15 protein-coding genes and 1 pseudogene are annotated in these 23,008 nt (G+C 67.4%); 6 read left to right on the top strand and 10 right to left on the bottom strand.

Annotated elements, in window-relative coordinates; translation table 11 throughout:
* Position 1 precedes the first annotated feature (1 nt).
* Positions 2 to 6,079: pseudogene (locus A37U_RS0114470) on the top strand (type I polyketide synthase); the annotation flags it as partial.
* Between the two features lie 155 nt (positions 6,080 to 6,234).
* On the opposite strand, the gene A37U_RS43760 reads toward A37U_RS0114470, so the two are convergent.
* From A37U_RS43760 to A37U_RS0114425, 9 genes are all read right to left on the bottom strand, one after another.
* Positions 6,235 to 8,967, bottom strand: coding sequence for an AAA family ATPase (locus A37U_RS43760; protein ID WP_169526874.1), 2,733 nt, complete (start codon positions 8,965 to 8,967; stop codon positions 6,235 to 6,237).
* A 924-nt stretch (positions 8,968 to 9,891) separates the two neighbouring features.
* A complete protein-coding gene (locus tag A37U_RS0114460; protein WP_020497363.1) occupies positions 9,892 to 11,139 on the bottom strand; it encodes a nucleotide sugar dehydrogenase in 1,248 nt (415 codons plus the stop codon).
* A gap of 90 nt (positions 11,140 to 11,229) precedes the next feature.
* The gene (locus tag A37U_RS0114455) at positions 11,230 to 11,952 is read right to left on the bottom strand and encodes a PIG-L deacetylase family protein (protein ID WP_026197226.1); all 723 of its coding nucleotides are present in this window, start codon (positions 11,950 to 11,952) and stop codon (positions 11,230 to 11,232) included.
* Positions 11,953 to 12,187: 235 nt separating this feature from the next.
* Complete coding sequence (locus A37U_RS0114450; protein ID WP_020497361.1) at positions 12,188 to 12,856, bottom strand: response regulator; 669 nt, start codon at positions 12,854 to 12,856, stop codon at positions 12,188 to 12,190.
* A gap of 8 nt (positions 12,857 to 12,864) precedes the next feature.
* Entirely contained in the window at positions 12,865 to 14,040 is a 1,176-nt protein-coding gene (locus A37U_RS43755) for a sensor histidine kinase (protein ID WP_020497360.1), read from the bottom strand.
* A 5-nt stretch (positions 14,041 to 14,045) separates the two neighbouring features.
* Positions 14,046 to 14,195 carry a hypothetical protein gene (locus A37U_RS51510; protein WP_020497359.1) on the bottom strand — a complete coding sequence of 50 codons (150 nt, stop codon included), beginning with the start codon at positions 14,193 to 14,195 and terminating at the stop codon, positions 14,046 to 14,048.
* A gap of 17 nt (positions 14,196 to 14,212) precedes the next feature.
* The gene (locus tag A37U_RS43750) at positions 14,213 to 14,473 is read right to left on the bottom strand and encodes a hypothetical protein (RefSeq protein ID WP_020497358.1); all 261 of its coding nucleotides are present in this window, start codon (positions 14,471 to 14,473) and stop codon (positions 14,213 to 14,215) included.
* Between the two features lie 148 nt (positions 14,474 to 14,621).
* Positions 14,622 to 16,310: a flavin monoamine oxidase family protein gene (locus A37U_RS0114430; protein WP_020497357.1), complete on the bottom strand. Its 1,689-nt coding sequence runs from the start codon at positions 16,308 to 16,310 to the stop codon at positions 14,622 to 14,624.
* Between the two features lie 164 nt (positions 16,311 to 16,474).
* On the bottom strand, positions 16,475 to 16,687 hold the full coding sequence (locus A37U_RS0114425; RefSeq protein WP_157182830.1) for a DUF5988 family protein: 213 nt from the start codon (positions 16,685 to 16,687) through the stop codon (positions 16,475 to 16,477).
* Between the two features lie 265 nt (positions 16,688 to 16,952).
* On the opposite strand from A37U_RS0114425, the gene A37U_RS0114420 reads away from it, so the two are divergent.
* The 5 genes from A37U_RS0114420 (at position 16,953) to A37U_RS48335 (ending at position 21,581) form a co-directional block, all read left to right on the top strand.
* Positions 16,953 to 17,732, top strand: a complete 780-nt coding sequence (locus A37U_RS0114420) for a thioesterase II family protein (RefSeq protein ID WP_020497355.1) — start codon at positions 16,953 to 16,955, stop codon at positions 17,730 to 17,732.
* Between the two features lie 173 nt (positions 17,733 to 17,905).
* The gene (locus tag A37U_RS0114415; protein ID WP_020497354.1) at positions 17,906 to 19,054 is read left to right on the top strand and encodes a glycosyltransferase; all 1,149 of its coding nucleotides are present in this window, start codon (positions 17,906 to 17,908) and stop codon (positions 19,052 to 19,054) included.
* Positions 19,051 to 20,031 carry a daunorubicin resistance protein DrrA family ABC transporter ATP-binding protein gene (locus A37U_RS0114410; RefSeq protein ID WP_020497353.1) on the top strand — a complete coding sequence of 327 codons (981 nt, stop codon included), beginning with the start codon at positions 19,051 to 19,053 and terminating at the stop codon, positions 20,029 to 20,031. The genes A37U_RS0114415 and A37U_RS0114410 overlap by 4 nt, the downstream gene beginning before the upstream one ends.
* Positions 20,032 to 20,041: 10 nt before the next feature.
* Positions 20,042 to 20,896, top strand: coding sequence for an ABC transporter permease (locus tag A37U_RS0114405; RefSeq protein ID WP_020497352.1), 855 nt, complete (start codon positions 20,042 to 20,044; stop codon positions 20,894 to 20,896).
* A 424-nt stretch (positions 20,897 to 21,320) separates the two neighbouring features.
* Complete coding sequence (locus A37U_RS48335; RefSeq protein WP_020497350.1) at positions 21,321 to 21,581, top strand: hypothetical protein; 261 nt, start codon at positions 21,321 to 21,323, stop codon at positions 21,579 to 21,581.
* Between the two features lie 330 nt (positions 21,582 to 21,911).
* On the opposite strand, the gene A37U_RS0114390 is transcribed toward A37U_RS48335, so the two are convergent.
* Positions 21,912 to 22,976 (bottom strand): glycosyltransferase, encoded by a 1,065-nt coding sequence (locus tag A37U_RS0114390; RefSeq protein WP_205622933.1) that lies wholly within the window; start codon positions 22,974 to 22,976, stop codon positions 21,912 to 21,914.
* Between the last annotated feature and the right edge of the window lie 32 nt (positions 22,977 to 23,008).

Raw genomic sequence — 23,008 nt, 5'->3', positions numbered from 1 at the left:
TGCTACTGCAGACAAGCTGCGGCACTACCTCAAGCAGGTCACCGCCGAGCTGCATCAGACCCGGCAGCGGCTGGCCAAGGCCGAGGAGACCGATCGCGAGCCGCTCGCGATCGTCGGGATGGCCTGCCGGTTCCCCGGCGGGGTGGATTCCCCGGAATCGTTGTGGCACTTGGTAACCGAGGGCATCGACGCGATCGGTGAATTCCCCGCCGACCGTGGCTGGGATCTCGATCGGCTCTACGACCCGGAGGCCGCCGACGGGGCCGCCTCGTACACCTGCAACGGCGGTTTCCTCGACGGCGCAACGGATTTCGACCCCGCACTGTTCGGCATCTCGCCGCACGAGGCGCTTGGTATGGATCCGCAGCAGCGGCTGCTGCTGGAAACGTCCTGGGAGGCACTGGAACGCGGCGGCATCGACCCGCAGTCCCTGCGGCGGGCGAAGGTCGGGGTGTTCGTCGGGCTGATGAACAGCAGCTATGCCAGCGGCACCACGGAGATTCCCGCGGAGACCGAGGCACACGCGGCACTGGGCAACTCGTCCAGTATCGCCTCCGGGCGGATTTCCTACACCTTCGGCTTCGAGGGCCCCTCGGTCAGCGTGGACACCGCATGCTCCTCGTCCCTGGTGACCTTGCACCTGGCCGCGCAGGCGCTGCGTAGCGGCGAGTGCTCACTGGCGCTTGCCGGGGGCGCGACCGTGATGTCCCAGCCGGAGTCGTTCCTGAGCTTCAGTCAGCAGGGTGCGCTGTCCCGGGATGGCCGGTGCAAACCGTTCGCCGAGGGGGCGGATGGGTTCGGGATGTCCGAGGGTGCCGGGATGCTGTTGATGGAGCGGCTTTCGGATGCGCGGCGGTCGGGGCATCCGGTGCTTGCGGTGGTGTGTGGTTCGGCGGTGAATTCCGATGGTGCCAGTAATGGTTTGACTGCGCCGAATGGTCCTTCGCAGCAGCGGGTGATTCGGCAGGCTTTGGATTCCGCGGGGGTACCGGCCGATCAGGTGGATGTGATCGAGGCGCATGGTACGGGGACTTCGCTCGGTGACCCCATTGAGGCGCAGGCGTTGTTGGCGACGTATGGCCGGGGTCGTGGTGTGGATCGGCCGCTGTATTTGGGTTCGGTGAAGTCGAATGTGGGGCATACTCAGGCTGCTGCCGGGGTCGCGGGCGTGATCAAGATGGTGCTCGCGCTGCAGCGCGGCATGGTTCCCCGTACCCTGCACGCCGAGCAGCCCACCTCGCACGTGGACTGGAGTTCCGGTGCGGTGGCCCTGATTCCGGACAACCTGGACTGGCCCGATTCGGAGCACCCGCGCCGCGCCGCGGTGTCCTCCTTCGGGATCAGTGGCACCAATGCGCACGTCATTCTGGAGCAGGCACCGGAGCAAGAACAGCCCTCGGACGGTCCAGCACTGGACAGTCCGGCCTTCCCGCTCGTGCTTTCCGGTCGCACCGGCTCCGCGTTGCGCGCGCAGGCAGGTGCCCTGCGTGCGCACCTGGACGCGAATCCCGAGCTGTCGCATGCGGATGTGGCCTATACCCTCGCCACCGGCCGCGCCGGGCTCGCCCACCGCGCGGCGATCCTCGGCACGACGCCCGAACAAGTGCGCGCCGCCCTGGACGCCGTTACCGAAGACCAGCCGAGCGATCTCGTGCTGTGTGGCACCGCCCCGGCGCAGGCCAAGGTGGCCCTCGTGTTTCCCGGCCAGGGTTCGCAGTGGCCGGGTATGGCTCGCGAACTGCTGGCTTACTCGCCCGCGTTCGCCGAGGCGGCGGCCGACTGCGCGCGGGCCTTCGATGCACACCTGGACTGGTCGGTGCTCGCCGTGCTGCGCGCGGAGCCGGGTGCACCCGAGTGCGATCGCATCGACGTGATCCAACCGGTGCTGTTCACCATGATGGTCTCTCTCGCGGCGTTGTGGCGGGCGCACGGGGTGCATCCGGCGGCGGTCGTCGGGCATTCCCAGGGCGAGGTGGCCGCGGCCTACGTGGCCGGTGGACTCGAACTCGCCGACGCCGCGCTGATCGTCGCCGCGCGCAGCAGGGCCTCGGCCCGGCTCTCCGGGCATGGCGCGATGGCCACCGTCTCGCTCGGCCGGGAACAGCTGGCACGGCGGCTCGAACCCTGGGGTGATCGGCTTTCGGTGTCCACAGTGAACAGCGCATCCTCCTGCGGGGTTTCCGGGGATCCGGAGGCGCTGACCGAATTACTGGCGCAGTGCGAGAAAGACGGCGTGTGGGCGAAGCGGGTGCCCGGACTGGACACCGCGGCGCATTCGGCCCAGGTCGACGCGCTGCACGACGACCTGGTGCGTGAGCTGGCCCCGATCCGGCCGCGCCGGTCCACGATCCCGATGTATTCCACCGTCACCGGTGCGGTGCGTGACACCGCCGAGTTCGACGCCGAATACTGGTATCAGAACCTGCGCCAACCCGTGCTCTATCAGCCCGCCATCACCGCGCTGGCCCAGGATCGGCACGCGGTCTTCGTGGAGTGCAGCCCGCACCCGGTGATCGCGATGCCGACAAGGCAGACCCTCGAAGCGCACGGTTCCGAGGCGGCCGTTGTCGGCTCGCTGCGCCGCGCGGACGGCGGCCCGCAGCGCTGGTTCGCCGCGCTGGCCGAGGCGCACGTGCACGGCGCGCCGGTGGACTGGGCGACGGTGTGCACCGGTGCCCGGCTCGCCGAGGTGCCCACCTACCGGTTCCAGCGGCAGCGGTTCTGGCTCGGCGGCACCACCTCGGGCGCCGGGGACGTGACCGCGGCCGGGTTGACCGGGACCGGGCACCCGCTGCTCGGGGCCGCCATCGCGCTTCCGGACTCGGACGCGGTGCGCTACACCGGCCGCCTCTCGTTGCGCACCCATCCCTGGCTTGCCGATCACGCCGCGATGGACACCGTGCTGCTACCCGGGACCGCGTTCGTGGAGATGGCGGTGCACGCCGGTGCCGAGTGCGGCTACGGAACCCTCGCCGACCTCACCCTGGCCGCCCCGCTTGTGCTGCCCGCCGAACATGCGGTGCGGCTGCACCTGGTGCTCGGCGGAGAGGTCGCGGAGAGCCGTTCGGTGGACATCTACTCCCGCCCCGAGGACGAGGCGAGCCCGTGGACCCTGCACGCCACCGGATCGCTATCGCCGACCGAGGAACCGCCGACCGGGGGACCGGTGACCGAGCACGGACCGTGGCCGCCCGCGGACGCCGAACCGGTGGACATCGAACACCTCTACCTGGACCTTGCCGCGCAGGGTCTCGGTTACGGACCGGCCTTTCAGGGATTGCGGTCCGCCTGGCGCCGTGGTGCGGAGATCTTCGCCGAGGTGGAAACAGACGGAGCCGAAAGCGGGTTCACGGCGCACCCGGCGCTGTTGGACGCGGCCCTGCACGGTGCGCTACTCGGCGGGATGCTCGGCGACGGGGACGTCCACAATGGACGGCCCGGATTGCCGTTCGCCTTCACCGGGGTGCGGTTGCGGGGCACCGGGTCCACCGCGCTGCGGGTGAGGCTTTCCCGTGGTGCGAACGGTTTGCGGTTGCTGGCCACCGATCCCGATGGTGCGCCGGTGGTTTCGGTGGACGCGCTGCGCACCCGGGAGCTGTCCCCGGCCGGGCTCGGCGCCGATCCGCTGTACCAGGTGGACTGGACCCCGGTTCCGGTACCGGAGGCCGGTGCCGCGGACATCGCGGTGCTCGGGCCGGACCGGTTCGGCGTCGGCGCCGCGCTGGGGATCCCGGTGCTGGAATCCATGGCCGAAGCGCCCGCCACCCTGCTGGTCACGGTGGATTCCTCGGGTGCGGACGTGTCCGAGGCCGCGCACGAGGCGGCGCGTTCGGCGCTCGAGCTGACCCAGCGCTGGCTGGCCGAAGCCCCGGCGGCGAGCACCCTGGTGCTGCTCACCCGAGGGGCGCTCGCGGCAACCGAAGTCGAACAGGTGCCCGATCTGGCCGCGGCCACCGCGCGCGGGCTGCTGCGCTCGGCGTCGGCGGAGGAACCCGGTCGATTCCGGCTGATCGACCTCGACCACGGCCCGGATTCGCTGCGCGCGCTCGGAATGGCGCTGGCTACCGAGGAGCCCGAACTCGCCGTGCGCGAGGGGGCCCTGCTCGCTCCGCGATTGGGCAAGAGCACTGCTGTCGAGGAGACCGGGCCGCGCCTCGATCCCGAAGGCACCGTGCTGATCACCGGGGGCACCGGGGCGGTGGCAGGCTTGATCGCCCGGCACCTGGTCACCGAACACGGCGCGCGCCGCCTGCTGCTGGTCAGCAGGCGCGGGCCGGATGCGCCCGGAGCGGACGCGCTGCGCGCCGAACTCACCGAGCTCGGTGCCGTGGTGACGCTGGCCGCCTGCGATATCGCCGACCGGGGCGCGCTCGCCGAGCTGCTGGCCGCGATTCCCGAGGCACACCCGCTCACCGCGGTGCTGCATTCCGCGGTGGTGCTCGACGACGGGATGATCAGCGGGCTCGATCCGGAGCGGCTGGAGCGAGTGCTGCGGCCGAAGGTGGATGCCGCGGTGGCGCTGCACGAGCTGACTGCCGGGGCCGAGCTTGCCGCGTTCGTCCTGTTCTCCTCCGCGGCGGGGATCTTCGGTAATCCGGGGCAGGGCGCCTACGCCGCGGCCAATGTCTTCCTGGATGCCTTCGCCGAACACCGCAGGGCACAGGGGCTGCCCGCGCACTCGATGGCGTGGGGCCTATGGGAGCTGCGCGGGGAATCCACCGCCGCGGTCGCCGAGGACGCCATGGGCGGACTGTCCACCGAGGCCGGGCTCGCCCTGTTCGACACCGCGCTGGCCGGGCGGCGGACGCTGTCCGTGCCGATGCGCCTGGATGTGGGCGCCGTGCTGCGGTCCCAGCCCGACCGGGGCAGCGTTCCGCCGATGCTGCGCGGCCTGGTTCGGTTGCCCGCCAAGCGAACGGCGCGCGAGGGCGCGGATACCGCACAGCGCCTGCGCGCCCGGATCGCGGAAGCGGACGAGGCCGGGGCACAGCGGGTACTTGTCGAGCTGGTCCGCGGGCACCTCGGGAATGTTCTCGGGTACAGCGCCGAGGATGCCGCCGAGATCGATGCGGGCACCCGGTTCCTGGAACTCGGGGTGGACTCGCTGACCGGGGTCGAATTGCGCAACCGGATCAACGGGGCCACCGGGCTCATGCTGCCCGCCACCCTGGTGTTCGAACATCCCACCGTTCTGGACGTGGCGAAGACGGTGCACGGAGAACTGTGTGGAGCTGGGGACACCGCCGCACCGCAAGCCGAGCCGAGCGAACCGGCGGGACTGTTCGCCCCGATGCTCGCCCGGGCCGCGCGCACCGGGCGGTTCGGCGAATTCGTGGAACTGCTCGCCCGGGCCGCGCGTTTCCGGCCCAGGTTCGAGCCGGAGGAACAGCCGGATGGCATCGACGTGGTGCGGCTGGCCAAGGGCAACGCGGACACCGAACTGATCTGCGTGCCCTCGGTGCTCGCCATGTCCGGACCGCAGGAATACGCCAGATTCGCCGCCGCACTGCGCGATATGCGGGACGTGTCCGCACTTCCCATTCCCGGCTATCACGCATCCGAGCCACTGCCCGAGTCGGTGGCGGCGCTGGTGCGGGCCCTGGCCGAAGTGCTGTTGCCGCATCTCGAAGGCAGGCCGTTCGCCCTCGCCGCGCATTCCTCCGGCGGACCGGTCGCGCACGAACTGGCGCGGTATCTGGAAAACCACGGCACCGCCCCGCGTGGACTGATCCTGCTGGACACCTATCTGCAGAACGCCGATGTCCTCGCCGATGTGCAAGGCGAACTGGCCGGCGAAATGTCCGGTGCGGCCGGGGTTTCGCTCAGTGATGCCCGGCTCACCGCCATGGGCGGCTACCTGCAGGTGTTCGACGGCTGGACACCGCAACCGATCCAGACCCGCACGCTGCTGCTGCGTGCCACCGACCCACTGCCGTCGTGGGAAGGAACCGAAGGCTGGCAGACGAGCTGGGAGCTAGCCGCCGACACCGAGGATACCCCCGGCGACCACTTCACGATGATGCGTGAGCACGTGGCGCAGACCGCGCAGCGGGTGCACGACTGGCTGGCGCAGCGGTAGATGTCGGGACCGCGGCCGGACATCGTTCGAGGATGCGGTCCGCCGAGCGCGGATCATGGTCGTCCGGCGCGGTGAGTCCGCCGTTGGCGTGGTGGATGCGCGCCATGACGATCCAGCGCCGTGCTCGCGCGCGGATGCGCTGATTCAGCGGGCTGCTACCAGGACACCGCTTGAGGACGCGGCAGCTGCTCCCTCTCACTTGTGCCAGGGAGCCACCGGTGTCCGCTCGGCAATTCGGTGCGGCGCTGGATATTCAGCTTCCGGTACACCCTGGTGAGGTGCTGTTCCACGGTGCTGACCGTGATATAGAGCTTGCGGGAGATCTCGCGGTTGGTGTGCCCGAGCGAGGCAAGAGAGGCCACCCGCTGCTCGGCGGCGCTGAGCGCGGACGGGTTGACGGCGGTGTCCTCGGCCGGGTACTCGGGGGCGATCGGTGCGGTACCGGCCGGGGTCAGGTTGCGCCACAGTGGTTCGGCGCCGCAGGCCTTGGCCAGCTGCACGGCGCGCCGTTGCGTGGTCCGGGCCCGGTTGTAATCGCCGAGCATCTGGGCGCTTTCGCTGAGCGTGGCGAGCACGTGTGCGAGTTCGTAGCGGTCGTCGCAGTTCTGCAGTTCGTCCGCGGCCGTGTGGAGCATCGCCATCCGCTCTTTGAATTCGCTGACCTCCGCGAGGGCGCGCAGGCAGGCGGCATGGGCGCGAACGTCGTGTTCCCCGCAGAGTTCGAGTTGTTCGCGCAGCAGGGCGCGGGCCCGATCGGTGCGCCCGAGCCGGGAGTTCGCCTTCGCGGCACCGAGGCGCCACGGGACGAGTTCCGGGTGGTCCAGGCCCCAGTGCTGGGCCAGCCTGCGCACGGTGGCGAAGTCCTCCAGCGCGGCGTGCAGCCGACCGGTGGCAAGGTCGTGGTTGGCGCGGGCGTTGAGGTACTGCAACCAGAATCCGGTCTGCCGGATGCTGCTCGGGAGGTCGCGCTTGAGCTCGGCGGCGGCCTCCTCATACCGGGCCATCCTGGTCAGCGCGTCCACCAGGTGCGCGACCGGCATGCCGATCAACGTTCCCCAGCTCTGCGCGGGCAGGATGGTCAGCGCCTGCCGGGCGTACCGTTCGGCTTCGGGAAGATCACCGAGCCGCAGCGCGATCGCGGCGAGCGCATCGGTGATCACCGCGTGCAGGGTGGGTGCGGACTGCACCGCGGGCATGCCGAGCAGCTCCTCGCACCAGCGAGCTGCCCGGTGCGGCTGACCGGCCGTGGTCAGCGCTTGCAGTGCGGGAAGGACCTTCTCCAGCTGCGGTGCCTCGATCAGCCAGCAGCTCTCCAGCACCTGCTCGGCGCCGATCAGGGTCTTTTCCCGGTGCTCTGCGAACTGCGCAAGCGGCGGTGGCTGCACCGAATGCGCGTCCTGGCCTTCGGCCGTGCGGCGTTCGCTTTCCAGTGCCACCTCGGGGAACCACGCCCGCACCCACGGGCTGCGCGCGAGGTGCGCCGCCGCGGGGGAGCTCAGCACGGTGCAGGCCTGGTCGAGCCTGCCGTGCCAGAGCAGCGAGTGGAGGTAGTCGGCGGTGTGCTGGCCGTTGAGCTGACCACGCTCGAAGGATTCGCCGAGCGGACCGAGCTGGTCCGCCGCGGCCGGTGGATTCGTCCGGCTGTGGACCTGCGCCAGCCGGGCGGTGAAGGCCGTGGCATCGAAGGCGGGCATGTTCTCCCGTTTCGGCAGGCTCAGGTAGGCGACCGCGTCCGCCGGGCGGTTCTCCCGCAGCGCTTCGTGCGCGGCGTTCCACAGCACCGGAAGCGACCACGCGCCGGCCTCCTCGGCGCGGAGCAGGAAATCCGCGACCACCGTGTCCGGCTTGCCCGTTTGGTGCAGGCGCAGGGCGATATCGAGGTTGAGTGCCCGTGCCCGGCCCTCGGGAAGTTCGCGGCGCACCACCGCGCCCGCGCGCGGGTGACGGTATCGGTTGTGCTCGATCAGCCCGCTGTGTTCCAGGATGTCGGCCGCCGCGCTCACGGTGCCCTGGTCCCGTTGCAGGATCTGTGCCAGGTCCTCGAGGTCGCCCTTGCCATCGAGCGCGGCCATCACGTGGGCGATGCGTACCAGGATCGCCGGACTCCGGTGCAGGCAGTCCAGCACCGCCTGCTCGTAGGCGATGCCCACGGTCAGCTCGGTGCCACCGGCCGTCTCGCAGTCGTCCGCGAGAGCGTGAGTGAGCAGGGGATTGCCACCGGTGAGCCGGTGGCCCGCCGCGGCGAGCCTGCTGGCCACGTCCGGGCCGAGCTGTTCGGCGAGCACCTTCGCGACCCCGCTGACCGACAGCGGGGGAACCCGGAGCAGGCGCGCGTGTGGTTGCCGGATGATCTCCGAGTGCAGCCGGGAGCGGACGGGCCGGGCGCTGGCGCACTCGGCCAGGATCATCAGGATCCGGGAAGCACCGATGCGGCGCTGGACGTAGAGCAGGGCGCGCATCGAGGCGCGGTCCGCGAACTGCATGTCGTTGACCACCACGACCAGCGGCCGTTCTCTGCTCAACTCCAGCAGTGTCACACAGATCCCGTGCGCGACGCGGGCGTCGAAGCGCAGGCCGTTGCCGGAGTCCGCCTGGGTACCGGAGCTGATGATCCGCCTGCCCTGCGCGGCCGTTTCCGGGGGTAGTAAGGGGGAACCGAAAAGCTGATCGAGGATGCCGAGCGGGACGTCCTCCTCCGCGGCGGCGCCATAGGCACTGAGCACCAGTGCGCCGGAGTCATTCGCCTGCTCGGCGAACCGGCGCAGCAGGCTGATCTTCCCGCCGGCGATGCCGCCGGTCAGCAGGGTGACGGTCCCCCTACCCTGCCGACTGTCGTCGAGCAGCTCCATCAAATTGGCTAGTACTTGTTCCCGTTCAACCAAAGCCATGCGCGTATCACCCCAGTGATTTCCCCACCGGAGAGGTGCCCCCATCTCGGTGACCTTCTTCGGCGGAACATGCTTACTATCAGTGAATCGTGGTCGACGAAGGAGCGGTAACGATCTTCGTAAGCTTCTTCGGCAATGGCTAACGTAGCTGGCAGCTAACGCGATGACAAGCGCCTGGTCGCAGCACTCCAGTGAGTAAATCGCTACTGTTCGTTACTGGGTCGACGACAGATGAATGGTCCGGAGCTTGTCTCCGAGTACAGGTTCGCTTGCGGCCGCAATCCGCTATATGGGTGGAAATCTTCTCTCGGAGCGTTACTGTAGCCATGTTTTTCGCCCTTGGTATCAATGCTGTCACCGGTAGGTGCAAACCGTGTTCCGTGGAGCCGGCGGCATGAACCGGTCAAAACGATCAAGGAAGTGGTGTTCGAGTGGGTTTACGCCATTCTGTCTAAACCGATAACGATATGTACCGGGTCGCTCACATGAAACTACTCAGAGTATTGAAACCTTGGCCCGGGTGTGCTCCCGAAACCCGGCCTTGCTCCGCGGTCGCGGGACGATTACCAGGTCAGCGGGCTACGGCAGGATTGCTATCAGTGAATTTCGGTCCACCGTCAGGCCCTGTGGCCGCACCCATTCGGCCTTGATTCGGGCTCCACCCGATCCACCGGGGGTGCCCGGGTTCTCCACCCTCGTGGGTGCCGGTGATTGTCGTCCAGATCTCGAAAAAGGTGTGGGCAATAGGGGTTGCTTAGGGGATCGGACCGCGAATTTGCCTCGGAGTCAGGCCGATGCGGTCTGCCCGCGACGGCGGACCCGGACGGCTCGAGGTACCCGTGGACGGCATCCGGACACACCCGAAGGCCGCCTCGGCGAACGTATCGTCAAGGCGGCCTTCGGGTACCGCTGCGGAGATGGGAGCTACAGGCTGGTCACGCCGGTGGAGCTCGACGCGCTGCCGGTGGTGTCGAACAGCCGGCGCGCGTTGCCAAGCACCTCGGGGGTGTACTCCTGATGCGGCTGCAGCAGCACGACCATATCGGCCTCGACGATCGCGGCGTCCAAGTCCGGAACGCACTGCAGATCCGCGAACACGTCGATGTACGGGTCGTGGAAGGACACGTCTGCCCCACGCTCGGCGAACTGCCCGATGATCGGTTCGGCGGGGGTTTCCCTGGTGTCCGCCACATCCGGCTTATAGGTGACCCCGAGGACCAGGATTTTGGTGCCGGTGACCGCGATCGAGCTGTTCTCCAGGTGCTTGCACACCCGGTCGGACACCCACAGCGGCATGCCCTTGTTCACCCGGTGTGCGGTCTCGGCCATCCTGAACCGCAGCCCGAGTGTGGTGGCGTGGTGCACGAGATAGAGCGGATCAGCCGGGATGCAGTGCCCGCCGACTCCGGAACCCGGCCAGAACACCTTGAAACCGTAGGGCTTGGTGGCCGCGGCGCGGATCGTGTCCCACACGTCCAGCTCCATGCTGTGGCACAGCTGGGCGAACTCGTTGACCAGTGCGATGTTCACCTGGCGGAAGGTGTTCTCCAAGATCTTGGCCGCCTCCGCCTCACGCATGCCCTTGGTCAGGTGCACCTGGGTGACCCCGCGGTAGAATTCGGCGGTGCGGTCCCGCGAGCGCTCGGTGAGCCCGCCGACCAGCCGGGGTGTGTTGCTCAGGTCGAACCGAGCGTTGCCGGGATCTATGCGCTCCGGTGAGTATGCGAGGTCGAAATCCGCCCCGGCCCGCAGGCCCGATTCCTCCAGAATGGGCAACAGCAAGGCATCGGTGGTGCCCGGATAGGTGGTGGATTCCACGATCACCAGCTGGCCCGGCCGCAGGTGATCCCGCACGGTAGCCACCGCGGACCGCAGTGGGGTCAGGTCGGGCTGGTCGTCCTCTTTGACCGGGGTCGGGGCACAGACCACCACGATGTCGGCCGTGCCGAGCACCGCGGGGTCGCGGGTGGCGCTGAGCCGCTCGGCCACCTCGGCCAGTTCGGTATCCGCGACGGTGTCGACCGGGGAACGCAGTGCCTTCACCGCATCGACGCGCTCGGTGCTGATATCGAAGCCGGTGACCTGACGGCCGAGGCGCGCCTGCGCGACGGCCAACGGCAGACCGGTGTACCCGATCCCCACGATGACGATATGCCGATCGGTGTCAGCCATGGCGATAATCCTCGGATTCTGATCGGACTGGACCGCAGTTCCGGTCTTGTATGGGTTTCGTGACTCCGGCGATTGCCGACGAGCCGGTGGTTACCAGGACATCCGGTACGGGACAAAGGATTCGCCGTATTCCCAGCAATGCGATCCGCCCGTTGCCGCGTCGATGGTCTGAATATGTTCCAGTGAACGGGGCTGATTTCCCGGGCGCATTTGGGTGCCGTACGCGCGCAGGGCTTCTTCTTTGTCCGCCCAGTGCGCGGATGTGTCGACGTGTACCCACCACGGTTCCCGGTCGGCGGACCAGCGGTCCTCGACTCCGCGGTAGCCGAGCACCAGGCGCGGGGTCGGTTTCAGCCCGGGGCCGTGGATTCGCGCGGCGGCGAAGGCGGCCCGGAATACCGCCTGGTGATCCTGGTGGTAGCCGCCCGCGGCGGGGATGATCAACGTATCCGGGCGCACCGAGGACAGGGAGCATTCCTCGTGGGTCTCGATAAGGTTCACCAGGTCGCGCTGTTTGGCGGTGATATCGAGCTCGCCGGTTTCGTCCACCCAGGCGATCGTCTGCGAAGTGGCGCCGAGAGCCTTGCACGCGGCCTCGAATTCGGTGAGCCGGGTGTGCGGATCGCTGTGTCCGCCCCACATTCGCGCGGAACGCACGGTCACACACAGGACGTGCACGCCGATACCTGCCGCGGCCAGCCGGGCGGCGGTGCCACCCGGGCCGATGGTCTCATCATCCGGGTGCGGTGCGACGAGGAGAACTTGTTCACCCGCCCGCATACCAAAGGGATTTCGTGCACTCTCGTTGATCATCAGCGCCGACTCTTTCGTCTTATGGCCGCGCGTCTTCGTCGAATCCGTGACGCAGAATTCCGTGCGCGATTACGATGATTCTGTACAAACCTCGAGCGGCCGATTTCGGAGAATCCCGAGAACTGTTGAGTCGAAGGCTAATAAGGCGGTGCGGGCCGGGCAACCCCTTGTCCTGCTCCGGCGACCCCTAGTGTCCCCCTGGACCGGAAACCCGGTCAATAGGGGTGGTCGGGAATCAGTCGGCGAGACCGTGCCGGTAGTAGTAGCGTACTGCTTCGCTTCGGTTGCGCACCCCTAATTTCCCGAATAAATTGGTGGTGTGCGTTTTCACCGTGGCCTCGCCGATCAGCATCGCGGTGGCGATCTCGGCGTTGCTCATGCCCTGCGCGATCAACTCCAGCGCCTGGGCTTCCCGTGCGGTCAGCTCGGCGCCGCCGGCGCGCGGCCAGTTCTGCTCGTGCGGCTGGGCGGGCCCGTCCGCGCAGCCCGCGGCGAAGGCGGCGACCAACCGCTCGGACACCGCGGTGTCGAAGGTGGCCTGGCCCGCGGCGGTGGCCCGTAGCGCGGCCGCGATCTGGTCCCGCCCGGCGTCCTTGGTCACGTATCCCTTGGCCCCGGCGTGCAGCGCGGCAGCGATGGATTCGTCGTCGACGTAGGTGGTGAGAACCAGCACCGTGATCCCGGGGTGCTCGGCGGTGATGCGTTTTGTGCATTCGATGCCGTCGAGTACCGGCATGCGCAGGTCCATCAGCACCGCGTCGGGGGCGGCCTCGGCGATCATGGCCAGGACTTCCTCGCCGTTGCAGACGCTGCCGACGACCTCGATGTCGTCCATCAGATCGAGCACCGCGACCAGGCCCTCCCGGATGATCTGCTGGTCATCGGCCACAATCACCCGGATCATCGTGTTCCTCATTCCGGCACCTCAGCGGTCACCAGCCAGCCTGCGCGGCCCGGGCCCGCGGGTTGCCCGGCCACCAGGGTCCCGCTCACCAGCGCGAGTCGTTCCCCCATCCCGACGAGTCCGTAGCCGGGTGGCTGTGCCCCGGATTCCTCCGGTGCGGGGGAACTGGGCATCTCTTCGTTGGAGACGCGCAGCACGAGCTTGGTCGGCGCGTATTCGACAAGCACGGTCACCGGGGAGCCAGGCGCGTGCTTCGCGGCGTTGGTCAGCGCTTCGCGCGCGGCGCGCAGCAAGGAGATCGTGGCCCCCGGGCTGATCGGGCGTGGGGTTCCGTTCGTCTGGTAAGTGACCTGCACCCCATGATCGCGTTGGTGTTCGGCGGCCATTCGCTGTAGGGAAACCGAAAGCGGCGGGGCGTTGCCACGTAGCGCAGCCACCGCACGGCGAGCCTCGGCCAGCCCTTCGTTGGCCAGCCGCCGGGATCGGCGCAACCGCTCCAGGGCCCCCGCGTGGTCGTCTTTCACACTCAGCAGCCCCTCGGCGACGTCGAGCTGCACGCTCAGCGCGCCGAGCGAATGGGCCAGGACGTCGTGGATCTCCCGTGCGATGCGGGCACGCTCGCGCAGTGCAGCGGCTTTCGCGTGTTCATCGTTTTTCAGGTGGGTTTGTTCGAGCAGCAGTTCCGTCTGCAGTGCCTGAACCTGATACTGACGGCGATTCAAGCCGAACAGCGTCGAGACCAGCAGTACGACCGCGTAGCCGAGCATCGTCACCCAGGATTTGTCGGCGATCGCGCAACTGGCCACTTCCACCGCGATGTGCAAACCGGCGAAGACGATGATGAGATTGGCGCTGACCCAGGGCAGTGCCGCGAAAATCCCCAGCGGTACCCCGGCCATCAGGATCGCGGTGCCGTCCGCGCTGAGCCCGGTCACCAGCGTGGGCAGCACAGAGGCCAGGGCGAGGGTCACGGTCGCGGGCCGTGGCAGCGTCCGGTCGAAAACCGCGAAGAACAACCAGCACAGAAAACCGGCCGCGCAGATCACCCAGACCAGCGCCGAGGCCGACGCGGTGAGCAGGGCGACGAGCAGCAGCAGGGTGCCGAAGACCTGGACGACAAGCCATCCTGGCGCGATCCGCTCCGCCAGTCCCAGTTCGGTGTCCTCGTCGCCACATCTGCCCATGGCCGTCAGCTCTTCTCCCGCGACACCAGGAAAAGGCTGGTGCCCAGGAGGGCGACCGCGAGCAGCGCGACTCCGCCGATGACCGGGTATTGCCTGAGCATGACGCTCATGACATGGCCGAGGCCGATGTTGGCGATCGTGGTTGCCGTGTTCATTCCGTACCCCCTCGGGGTTACTCGGAGTCCTTGCCCTGGTGGCCGCTCTTCTCGCGCTCGCTCAGGTAATCCAGCGCCTTGCTGCCAAGGGCGCTCTTGTAACCGTTGCTCTTGCTCAGCTTGCTGCGCACGGCGGGCTCGACCATCTTCTTGGCCTGCTCGAATCGGCCGGTCTTTTTCAGCATGAGCACGACTCCACCCAGAATCAGGAGCAACACGATGATGCCGCCACCGATCATGGCGAATCGAAGTAGCATGAATCCGACTACTTCACCCATGGAAGGTCACCTCCGTATAACTGCCGCCGCACTCGCGACGAGCCTTTGCGTTCCCCGGCCCGAGCCGACCCGATACCGAACACACTATTGCCCGGACCGGGTGGAGTAGCACCTCCACGCGGTGGAGATCCGGGTGGAGGTGGAGCTCTCAGTCCATCGGCAATTCGACCGGGGCCAAATCGGCGAAGAGGTCACCCGGTCCCGGGTTGCCCGCGCAGGTGGTGCCGCCGAACTGCCGCAGTACGCCCCACACCGCGTTGAGCGCCGTGGTCACCGCGCCCTCGGCGAATCCTCCGGTCCATGAGACGTCATCACCGGCGAGGAAGAATCCGCGCTGGTCCGCGTTCAGGTCCTGCTGCATGAAGTGCGTGTACAGCCGCCGCTGGTAGCGGTAGTGGCCGGGCAGATTGGCCTTGAAGGCACCGTTGAAGTTCGGTTCCCGTTCCCACGTCACGGTGATCGGCTTGCCGATCACGTGCTCGCGGATAGGGGCCCCGGGATAGATGCGTTCCAGCGCGGGCAGGATGCTGTCCATCCGCTCCTCGTCGGTGAGCGGGAGCTGTTTGAGCGAGTCGTCGTTCCAGGTGTAAGACAGGCAGATCACCCCGGGCCGGTCTGGGCCGTCATCGAGCAGGTACACGCTGCGCGGTGCCCGATCGGTCAAGGTCATGCTGAGCATGTCCCGCCCGGTGACCGGGTCCTTGTCCTGCCAGAACGGGCGATCGGTGAGCACGAATACCTTGGAAGCGCCCATGTAGTGGGTGCGCTCCACCGCGGTCCAGCATTGCCGGGGGAGCAGCCGCTCATCGGTGCGCACCTTGGTGAGCAGCAGCCGCACGTTCGGGGTGAAGATCGCGGCCGGATACACTCGGCTGCCACCGCCGATGTCCCGCACCGTGATCCCGGTGCCGCAGCGGTCGATGTGCGATACCGCGGGGCGCGGGTGGCCCTCGTGCAGCGCGGCGAGCGAAGTACCGTCCGGCCAGTACGCCAGATCGTGGTGCCGGTGCCTCCAGAGTCCTTCGGGGAGTTGCCGGCTGCCGCCGACGATCGTGTGGTGATCGTCGTCCGCGCGGCCGAACACCACGCGCAGGATCTCCAGGATCGAATTGGGGAAGTCGGTGTCCCAGCCGCCGGTACCGAATCCCACCTGACCGAAGATCTCGCGGTAGCGGAAGGCGGAAAACGACGGCGCGTTCGCCAGGAACTCGTAGAAGGACTGATCGTCGAGGCGCGCGACAAGGCCATTCCAGATCGCCTTCATGCTGCGCACATCCCGGCGGCGGATGGCGTCCTCGATCGCCGAGCGTTCCGCGTTCTCCTGCAGCGCCTTGTCCCAGGCATCGGAGACCTGCTGGTAGATCGAGGGCAGCTCGGCCGCGGTGCGCGCCCAGTGCTCCCGGCCCTCCAAGTCGATCACCGTGCTCGGGGCCGAAGGGCTGAGCGGATTCGGGAACGGCTTCGTTTCCAGTCCCGCCTCGCGGATGTAGTGGAACAGCGTGGTGGCGGCGGTAGGAAAGCGCATGGCGCCGAGTTCGGCGATCGCCTCCGGGTGACCGTCGAAGGAGGGGGAGCACATCCGGCCCCCGAGGTCCTGTTCCGCTTCGTAGACGACCGGCCGCAGGCCCAGCCGGAGCAGTTCGTGCGCGGCCACCATGCCTGCGATACCGCCGCCGATCACGGCGACCTCGGTGCCGTGCGCCTCGGCGGGAACCCGCCCAAGGCCGCCGGGGTGAGCGAGCCAATCGTCGTAGGGGAACGGGAAATCCGGTCCGAACATGGTCAGCGGCGCGGAAATTGCCCCGTTCTCCGAGCGTTCGGGATGGAAGGTTGTCATGATCGTCTCGTGCCTTTCCGCGAGCCGGAGATTCGGTTGCCGAGCACGATTCGAAAGTGGCCGGAAATGGAGACGTGGACCTCGTGCCCGAGGGTGAAAATATTCGAGCGCGAGGCGATCCGGAAACCCTTGGATACCCCTAATTCGGTAATGCGCGGTGCCTGTTACTCAGCGACCTTGGTGCGTCCACACCAGGTGAACACCGGAACCCTGGCTCCGTCGCTGCTGGTGGTGAACTCCCCGCCATGGGCGAAATGCTCGTAACCGGCGCCGTAACTGACCTTGGCGGTGTCGTTGATGTCCTTGACCGTGCACTCGCCGTGCTGACTGATCAGCTCGGCAGGGCCACCGTACAGTTTGACCTTGATTTCGGACATGATCATTCTCCGTATGTTCGCGTGTGTCATCCGAATTACCGAATCGGATCCGGTTACTCTGGTTGCTGTGGTTGAATGAGAGACCAGGTACCGAATTAATGTGTCTTACGTCTCCTTACGATGCCGCGATGATATTGCCATGTCAAGCTGTGCACCTCCTATTCGGACAACACTGTGAACAGGGGTTCTTCGGGTGCCGGTAGGGGTTGTCCGTGGTGTCGGCGAACTGGAATCCTCTTCTCGTAACGTCGAGGAGGGGAGCGTTTTGGACGAGCAGAGCGACTGGCTCCGGATGTTCCATCGCCGGGCGCAGGACGGTCCTCGGCTGGTGTGCTTCCCGCACGCCGGTGGGTCCGCCAGCTTCTTCTTTCCGCTGTCGAAAGCCTTCGCGGAGCGGGAAACCGGCCCAGCGGAAGTGCTCGCCGTGCAGTACCCCGGCCGTCAGGATCGGCGCAGCGAACCGTTCGTGGAAACCATCGAGCAGCTGGCCGATCGGATCGCCGAGGCGCTGACCGGTGTGGACGGGCAACCGCTGGTCTTGTTCGGGCACAGCATGGGCGCCACCCTCGCCTTCGAGGTCGCCCTGCGGATGCCGGGCAGGGTGACCGCCGTTGTCGTCTCCGGGCGTGCCGCTCCATCCGTGCAGCGGCCCGGGGAGAAGCATCTGCTCGGCGATGAACAGCTGATCCGGGAGGTTCGGGCGCTTGCCGGCACGGACGCGGCCCTGTTCGGCGATGACGAGCTGGTGCGCATGGTGTTGCCGGCGATTCGCAGCGACTACCGCGCGATCGAGACCTACCGCCCACCTCTCGGCGCGGCACTCGAGGTGCCGATCATCGCGCTGACCGGCACCGAGGATCCCAGGGTCACCGAAGACGAGGTTGCCGCCTGGGAACGGCACAGCATCGACCGCTTCGAGCTGCATCGGTTCCGGGGCGGGCACTTCTACCTCGGTCATCACCTGCCCGCGATCGTCGATCTGCTTGCCGAGCGGCTCGACTGGGCGCGGCCCGCGGTAGGGGTGACTCGGCCTAGGGGTGGCTAAGGGGTTGTTGCTTCCGGCGCGGCGGGCCTAGCCTCGGCGGTATCGCATCCCTTGCCGTGCCGCGAAAAACGTCCCGGCGAGATCACCTGGAATTCGTCGGCGATTCACAACGGAAGGTGCAGACCGTGCGAGTTTTATGTACTGTTACCGGCTCGCCCTCGCATGCAAGGGCGATGCTCCCGATCGCGCGGGGGCTTGCCGAGGCGGGGCACCAGATCCTGGTGGCTACCTCGAGCTACCTGGTGGCCGTTTTCGACGGGGAACCGGTCGAAGTTCAGGTCACCATGCCCGATCTCGGCGAGATCATCCTGAATATTCGGGAATACTCCGCGGAACATAATGGCGGAGCGCCGGACGAGCGGCTGGATATGATCGCGTTCGGTGGGGGCGAACATGTCACGGCCGCCTTCGAGAAGACGATTCCGATCGCCCGAGAGTTTGCTCCGGATCTCGTGTTGCGCGACGGTTCCGAGTTGGCGGGCGCGCTCATTTCCGAGGCGCTTGACGTGCCGCTGCTTTCCGTGCCGTCCGGGGCGGGCAACACGCTTGATCCCGACGGGCTGCTGGAATTGCTGAACCGGCGCCGCGCCGAGGTCGGACTGCCGGAGAGCGCCGACCGCAACGCGATTTATCGCAATGGCCGGATCGACTGCATGCCGCACCGGTATTCCTTCGCCGACTACGCGCCGCCGCAGGCATTCGCCTATCGCCAGCCCCTGGACATCAAGCGCAATTTAGCGCTTCCCGATGAGGTCGCGCGGCTCTCCGGGGACAAGCCACTGGTGATCGCCTCGATCGGCACCACGCTCGGCATGGTCAAGACCATCCGTGAACAGGGCGTGGAAGCCGATGAACATTCACCGGAAGCAGCGACCCCGCTGGCCGCTATCGTTCGCGGTCTGTCCGAAGTGGACTGTCATGCGGTTGTCGCGACCGGTGGTTATCCTGTCGAGGTTCCGGTCGGGGACAACGTGCACCTCTACGACTGGATCCCGCAGCCGCTGCTGTTGCAGTGCGCGCAGGCATTCCTGACCCACTGCGGTTACAACAGCACCCGGGAAGCGGTCGGTGCCGGGGTACCGATGGCCGGGCTGCCGCTGATGGGCGATCAGGAATACCACGCGGACCGTGCCGAGCGGATGAGTCTTGGCAGGAAAGTGCCCGAGGAATCTGGGGAAGCTATCGCGGAAACCGTCACTGCGCTGCTCGCCGATACTCAGGTGCGCGCGGAAATGCGCCGGGCGCATCGGGAAATGCTCGCCCTGCCCGGGGTGGACGGCGTCGTCGAGCACCTCGAGCACGTGGTGGCCGCGTCGACATGAACCAGCGATCCTGCGGTGAATTCGTCATCGAGGCCACCGGGCTGAGCAAGGCCTTCGGTCCGGCTACAGCGGTGGACGGCGTGGATCTCGCGGTGCGCACCGGCGAGGTGTACGCGATCCTCGGTCCGAACGGGGCGGGAAAGACCACCACGGTGCGGATGCTCTCCACTCTGCTGCGCCCGGACAGCGGGACCGCGCGGGTGCTCGGGCACGATCTGCTCACCGAGCCCGGCAAGGTGCGCGGCCGGATCAGCCTCACCGGTCAGTTCGCCTCGGTGGACCAGGACCTCACCGGACGGGAGAATCTGGTGCTGCTGGCCCGGCTCTTCGGGTTCCGCGGGCGCGATGCCCAGGACCGCGCCGAGGAACTGCTCACGGTTTTCGAACTCACCGAAGCGGGCTCGCGGCCGGTCAAGACCTATTCGGGCGGGATGCGGCGCCGGATCGATATCGCCGCGGGACTGGTGGTCGCCCCGGAGCTGATGTTCCTCGACGAACCCACGACCGGACTGGATCCGCGCAGCCGTAAGCAGGTGTGGAACATCGTCCGTGCCCTGGTGAACGGGGGTACCACGGTGCTGCTCACCACGCAGTATCTGGATGAGGCCGACCAGCTCGCCGATCGGATCGCGGTGATCGATCACGGCAAGGTGATCGCCCAGGGCAGTTCGGTGGAACTGAAAGCGTCGGTGGGCACGGGCGCGGTGCATGTGCACCTCGCCGATCCGGCCGAACGTGAGGCGGCGCAACGGTTGCTGGCCGGTGTCGGCGTTGCGGTGCATCCCGGCGCCGAGCCGGGAACGCTGACCGTGCACATCGCCGAGCACGGCGCATCCGCGGCCGACCAGGCGTGCGCCGCGCTGCAGCGGCTGTCCCAGGCGGACATCGGTGTGGCCACCTTTGGACTCGCCTACCCGAGCCTGGACGAGGTTTTCCTTAGCCTGACCGGAAAACCGGCAGTGGACCAGGCTGCCTGAAGGAGCCATGATGGACAACAGGTCGCCGACCCTCGGCCGGCCGGACGCGGATGACCCAGCCCTGGCGCAGCTGCGCACGGTACTGACCGCGCGGCCTCGCCCACCGCGGCCCGGACCGCTGACCACATCGCTGGTGTTCGGCTGGCGCACGCTACTCAGAATCAAGCATCTGCCCGAGCAGATGATCGACGTGACCGCGTTCCCGATCATGCTCACGCTGATGTTCACGTTCCTGTTCGGCGGTGCGATCGCCGGATCCACGACCGAATACGTCCAGTTCCTGCAACCGGGCATCCTGGTGCAGACCATCGTGATGATCACGATGACCACCGGGAGCTCGTTGAACAGCGATGTTGTCTCCGGAGTGTTCGACCGGTTCCGTTCACTGTCCATTTGGCAGCCCGCGGTGCTGGTCGGCGCGCTGATCGGGGACGCCGTCCGGTACCTGCTCGGCGCGGTCATCGTGCTGGTGCTGAGCCTGATCCTGGGCTTCCGTCCCGAAGGTGGATTCCTCGGCGTGCTCGCCGGGGTCGCGCTGGTGCTGATCTTCTCGTTCAGTCTCGGCTGGCTGTGGACGATGCTCGGGCTGCTGCTGCGCACCCCGCAGTCGGTCACCAGCCTCAGCATGTTCGTGATGCTCCCACTTACCTTCGCCAGCAACATCTTCGTCGACCCCAAGACCATGCCCGGCTGGCTGGAATCCGTGGTGGGCTGCAATCCCATCACCCACCTGACCGCTGCAGTGCGCGCCGCGATGCAGGGCACCCTGACGTCCGGGCAGACCGGCGTGGTGCTGCTCTGGTGCGCGGGACTGGTCGGTGTGTTCGCCCCGCTGACCATGCGGCTGTATCGAACCAAGCACTGAGCGTGCCGATTTTGGTAGGCTCGAAATAAGATCGAACGACTGGAGGAGAACGATGGGTTTGTTATCCAGGCTGGCCGGCGCGGTGACCGGTGGCAAGAAGAGCGGTGTCGAGCGTGACCGGCGTGACCGGGAGCGGTCACTGGAAAAGGAACGCAAGAACAACCGCTGAACAGCCCGGGCGGGCATGGCCAATGCTCGCCCGGTCGGTTGCTGCGGTGGTAGCGAAGCTGGCCGGTACATCAGACGAAGAGCCCTGGTGCGTGTTGCCCAAGGGTGATTCGCGGCGAGTGAGCGAGTCTTGATGCCTGTCTCGAACTGAGATTTCGAATGAAGTCCGGGCCGTGATCGGCCCGTTGTTCCGGGCGCCGAGAGTGACCGGTCTGCCTCCGGTGGAACCTCGCACGGTGGTGGAGGCAATGGCGGGATGTTCTGGAGCGGTTCGGGAAATGGGAACACGATCCACAAGAACTTCAGTCGCTGGGCCGAGCAGGGCGTGTGGGCGCGGGCGGTCGAGAAGGTGCAGCCGACGCGCTTGCTCATCGGCGCGCTCGACCAGATCCGCCACCGCCGCAAGAACCAGGGCCGCCCGATCGGCTTCGGCGATGAGCAACGCCTCCGCTGTCGCGGTCGCACTCTCGTCGAGCGCTGCGTCAGCAAGTCCGGTTGCACCGCGAGCGTCTCGTGATCAGTGGAATGGACGGGCTCACGCTCCTGGGTTCGGCCTCACAGACAGTGGCCGACAACGGCGGCGTTTCACCTCAGCTCTGCGCCGAACGGCGCTCCTGAACCGATCTTTCCATTGAGGCATGCCCGAAAGTAGGCAGGCGCTCAGGACAGACGAACAGCGCCGCTGGTGTAGCGCGCCGGAGGTTCGTTGACAGGTGGTGTGGTACGGGCTTGGTCGGCGGCTTTGGTCCAGGTGAACGGGTGGCAGCGGTTGTTCCGACCGGGGCTGTACGACCGTAGCGAGTGCGTGTTGACGGAGGTAGTGGATAAGACGTTCACCACCTGATCGTTAGACGATTCCCCGACTGGCGATGTGCCGGATCGCGTCCGTGGCGCTCGGGCGTCTCGCGTTCTCGGCGGCAGCCGTGTGCGCTAGGCGACGGTAGCGCTCGTCTGCCAGCGCTTGCTTGACCGCCACCGGAAGCTCCTGAGCCGACTCGACGGTGATCGACACTCCGGCGGCCGCGGCGCGCGCAGCGTTGATCGGCTGCTCGGCGCCCAGCGGCCACAGCACCATCGGCACGCCGTTGACGATCGAACCGAGAACCGTACCCGCTCCGCCGCAACCAACCAGAAGATCGGCGCGATCGAGCAGAAATGCCAGCGGTATGAACGGTACGTAACGCACTTCGCCGCCGTTGATCTCTGTTGTTCCGGCCGTCGGCGCACTTGCCGACCCCGCACGCATCGAGGATCCGATTGTCGCGATCACGTTGACATGCGGACCGGCCACCGCAGCGACGGCGGCGGCGAGCGTGTCCGGATCGGAGAAGATCGTGCCGAGGGTGACCAGTACGGTCGGATTCGACCGATCAGTGAACGGCGCCAGGTCGAACTCTACGTCGCCGGAACGCCGGTGAGCTTGTGCCCGCAGTGGGTGCACCGGATACCTGCTTGTCCAATCCGGATCCTGCAACAACGACGGACATGGGTCGAGATAACTCGACGCCGCGACAGGCACGAGCCCGACCTGGAGGTAACGGTGTGCAGCGAGGCGGTCGATCTCGTCGGTGACCGCGACCGGTACCCCAGGACCGATGCCAACCTGGTGCCAGGCCAGTCCCAGCGCCGCGGCGACCATCGGACCGATCGAGTCGAAAGCCTCGGCCACGACCAAATCCGGGCCCCACATCCGCGCCACTTCGATTGCGTCGGCAGCGCCGAGATCCAGGCGCGAGCCACCGAAGATTTCCCCGATGAGCCCAGGCGTCGGCTGGAACATATCCAGCCCGGTTCGACGCGCCGCGTCGCCGGAGAACTCGGCAGGCATGGCACCCGCCGCGAGAAACTCGACGTCGGTCGGCAACTCTGGCGTGATGTCCGACTGGATACCACCACCGGTCAGCAAGGCCACGGTGTGCCCCTCCTGGGTGGCGGCCCTCATCA

It is taken from the genome of Sciscionella marina DSM 45152, from assembly GCF_000379465.1.
Lineage (GTDB): Bacteria > Actinomycetota > Actinomycetes > Mycobacteriales > Pseudonocardiaceae > Sciscionella > Sciscionella marina.
The sequence above is the reverse complement of the archived record's forward strand: the minus strand, read 5'-3'. Positions and strand labels throughout refer to the sequence as shown.

What these genes read in the sequence shown, in the direction of transcription:
- A37U_RS43760 (WP_169526874.1), bottom strand. Translation starts at nt 8,967, where the DNA reads ATGGCTTTGGTTGAACGGGAACAAGTACTAGCCAATTTGATGGAGCTG.
- A37U_RS0114460 (WP_020497363.1), bottom strand. Translation starts at nt 11,139, where the DNA reads ATGGCTGACACCGATCGGCATATCGTCATCGTGGGGATCGGGTACACC.
- A37U_RS0114455 (WP_026197226.1), bottom strand. Translation starts at nt 11,952, where the DNA reads ATGATCAACGAGAGTGCACGAAATCCCTTTGGTATGCGGGCGGGTGAA.
- A37U_RS0114450 (WP_020497361.1), bottom strand. Translation starts at nt 12,856, where the DNA reads ATGATCCGGGTGATTGTGGCCGATGACCAGCAGATCATCCGGGAGGGC.
- A37U_RS43755 (WP_020497360.1), bottom strand. Translation starts at nt 14,040, where the DNA reads ATGGGCAGATGTGGCGACGAGGACACCGAACTGGGACTGGCGGAGCGG.
- A37U_RS51510 (WP_020497359.1), bottom strand. Translation starts at nt 14,195, where the DNA reads ATGAACACGGCAACCACGATCGCCAACATCGGCCTCGGCCATGTCATG.
- A37U_RS43750 (WP_020497358.1), bottom strand. Translation starts at nt 14,473, where the DNA reads ATGGGTGAAGTAGTCGGATTCATGCTACTTCGATTCGCCATGATCGGT.
- A37U_RS0114430 (WP_020497357.1), bottom strand. Translation starts at nt 16,310, where the DNA reads ATGACAACCTTCCATCCCGAACGCTCGGAGAACGGGGCAATTTCCGCG.
- A37U_RS0114425 (WP_157182830.1), bottom strand. Translation starts at nt 16,687, where the DNA reads ATGTCCGAAATCAAGGTCAAACTGTACGGTGGCCCTGCCGAGCTGATC.
- A37U_RS0114415 (WP_020497354.1), top strand. Translation starts at nt 17,906, where the DNA reads ATGCTCCCGATCGCGCGGGGGCTTGCCGAGGCGGGGCACCAGATCCTG.
- A37U_RS0114410 (WP_020497353.1), top strand. Translation starts at nt 19,051, where the DNA reads ATGAACCAGCGATCCTGCGGTGAATTCGTCATCGAGGCCACCGGGCTG.
- A37U_RS0114405 (WP_020497352.1), top strand. Translation starts at nt 20,042, where the DNA reads ATGGACAACAGGTCGCCGACCCTCGGCCGGCCGGACGCGGATGACCCA.
- A37U_RS48335 (WP_020497350.1), top strand. Translation starts at nt 21,321, where the DNA reads ATGTTCTGGAGCGGTTCGGGAAATGGGAACACGATCCACAAGAACTTC.